The organism is Endozoicomonas sp., from assembly GCF_031844845.1.
Lineage (GTDB): Bacteria > Pseudomonadota > Gammaproteobacteria > Pseudomonadales > Endozoicomonadaceae > Endozoicomonas.
The window spans coordinates 1-2,734 of the sequence record NZ_JAVRMB020000199.1 but is presented as its reverse complement, the minus strand read 5'-3'; the positions used below and the strand labels follow the sequence as shown (position 1 = coordinate 2,734).

The 2,734-nt window shown below is 45.7% G+C and carries 2 protein-coding genes; one reads left to right on the top strand and one right to left on the bottom strand.

Annotated features, from left to right (window positions below; genetic code table 11):
• Window positions 1-165: 165 nt before the first annotated feature.
• On the bottom strand, window positions 166-2,226 hold the full coding sequence (locus tag RM811_RS10385) for a hypothetical protein (RefSeq protein WP_402523718.1): 2,061 nt from the start codon (window positions 2,224-2,226) through the stop codon (window positions 166-168).
• A gap of 171 nt (window positions 2,227-2,397) precedes the next feature.
• On the opposite strand from RM811_RS10385, the gene RM811_RS10380 reads away from it, so the two are divergent.
• A complete protein-coding gene (locus RM811_RS10380; protein WP_402523716.1) occupies window positions 2,398-2,541 on the top strand; it encodes a hypothetical protein in 144 nt (47 codons plus the stop codon).
• The last annotated feature ends 193 nt before the right edge of the window (window positions 2,542-2,734 follow it).

Sequence of the window (2,734 nt, the reverse complement as noted above, 5' to 3'; positions counted from 1 at the left end):
GCAAGACGCATATCCATTGGTTTTATGTTCGAAAAATAGCCTTCCCGAAAAATATGATTCATATTTGAATTCGAAATCATTAATGTTGATTGATTTGTCAGTTTTTATATCGATTATTTATTATTTGTTGAGTTATTTTCTCAGGAAATCAAGTTTGTGGGTGTCCTATTCTTCATTCTCTAGGAAATCAAGTTTGTGGGTGTCCTTTCTTCCTATAAAATCAGGCCCAATGTGAATCTTAATGGGTTGATTTAATGGTTCCAATTCCACCTCAGTGTCAGCCCCGTTGTACCGGACAGCTGTACTATGAGGAACAGTCTCCGATTCTTCAGCAGGCTCTTCCGTTGGCACTGGCTGACTCTGGCCGCGAGCCCGGGCTATAGCCTGTGACAGCCAGGAGCAACCCCAGTTAATTGGTCGTCCGGTCGCCACAGAGTACAGGCAATATACTGTGCCAAGTCCTGCAACTGTGAGACCTGCTATGGTTCCGGTTACAGCCAGGCTGCCTCCGGCTGCGGATACTGCGGGCGCGCCTACTGCCTGAGCTGTGCTGTTTCCATGTTGTGGAGGAATGACTGGAGTGGTGGGTAATGACGTGGGCTTAGCTGGGGACAGGAGTTGTGTCGATGTTGTGTTTCCGAGCAGAGTGGTGGGATTAGTCGGAATTACAAACTGATTGCACCTGATCGATTCATCTTTGGCGACGTTGCAAATTTTGCAGAAGGGACTTCTGTTATTATGTGTAATTTTAAGCTGCTCGCATTTTCTGGCATATTTTTCCAGACAATCGTGGGAACCCGCAGTGAGCTCGAATCCGTTAACTGTTTTACATCCGTATTTGCTCTCCCCGAGAGCCCTATTGTATGAGTCACTTATTGCCCAGCGTGCCACCCCGCAAGCCACATCTCCAAGCTTTCTTGCCCATGCTGCCTGATATCTGGGTATGTTCATATTGTCTGTAATACAATATTCGTCGCACAAGTTTGACGCCTGATTGTTTCCTTTTCCAAATCCTGAATATATTTGGCGGTCTCCTCCTTCGCCCACGACCCATCCACGTCGTACTTCTATGTCACCGTTGCAAGCTTGCCCTATATCAAAATACGCAGAGTCATCGCTATCATAATTCACATATCTCTGCCAAGGTGAGCCAATGTCAGGCCGTACACGGACAGCATGATATGTACTTGTTTTGAAAGCGGATCCAGTTCCAAACGTGCTCACCAAGGTGAAACCAGCGAGAGCTAAAGCCGCTGATTTGTGACCGCCATTAACCAATGTTTCCTGATGGCGCGTTTTTGCCTCGGCTGGTTGGGGTGGATTGCTCTCAATGGGTTCAAGTACTGCAATACATGTGCAATTGCTGTTCCCAATGGATACAGGATATTGCTGTGTTAATGCTTTCATTTCCGTTGAATCAGGATTATGCAGTTGATATCCGGTCAGTAACTGAAACGCCCTGTGACACTGATCATCATCCTGTGTTGCCAGCTCCATAATCTTATCAAGCAGGGCGTTACTGTCGGTCATATCCGGGTGCTGACTTTTTAAAGTACTGATAAATTCCTTCAGCCAGATAATGGGGTTCTCTATATTTAACTGTTCTCCCCTGATGGGTAGATATTCATGGATAAACGGATTATTTTCCGATGATTGCCCGGATATCGTATCCGGATCCCCCTGACTGTCACACAGGTATTGCAGGGCATCGGTCAATGATTTATCGGTTTCAAGCGCCGACACAATGCCCGGGGCATGACTTGCCGGACCATTCTTTTCTGCCCAGACCAGAGAATAACTGCGTCCATCTTCTGCTTCCACATTCTCAATAATGAAATCCCTTGAAGCGGAAGGTTTCTCGCCTGTGGTTGTATTCTTAATTTCCGCGCATTCCACGAGGCGGCTGCCCGGGGAGGTATTATTTCCCATGCCAGCCAGCCCAAAACTCAGTGCTGTTCCAAAACTGGCACACGTGAAAGGTAAACCCACTGGTAAAGCAGTGGCTATAGATCGACAGGCAAGCCCTGTACCCAGGAGAAAAAAACTTTTGGCATTCGGGGTGAACTTTATGTCGGGGAGCGACGAACGGACAGTGCTGGCAAGTGCCTTTACTTTCTGCCAGTAGGGAGAAAAACGCCCGGATTGTTCGGATGACTGAATAGATGATGACACTGAAGGAGAGTGATCAGAATAACTGGTCGGGTTATAAGCTACACCAATACCCACAGTATTACTCCAATATTGATTTATAAAATGATCGGATATAAACAACGCAATGGTCTGTACCGACAATCAACATCAGATTAAGAGCCCGGAACACCCAAGCCTGATTGCCGCAATGACTAAAGATAGCTCAATATATTGATGCGCGCATAACAAATGACTCTGATGCACGAAATGTCAATCTGTACTGGTCAGACAGAGAAAGATCTGGAACTCTCTTTACTCAGCGTGGTTGATCTCAAGTCCAATACTGCTTATGCACTTGAAACAAAACAGACACTGGACCAGAAAGGAAAAACCCGTGTCGATCTCAGATAAACGCTTCATGTTCAGCGTTGAATTTGCTGATGAAAACCGGGGTCAAAAAACCGAGAAAAAACCGGGGTCAGGTCTTTCATTGTGCATATCCATTGCCGTTTAATAAAATTGAAATAAAAACCAGTTCGTAAGTATTCGAAATAAAAGGCCCACCATCACTATTTACAATGAGTTAATGTGCAGAATATGTTAC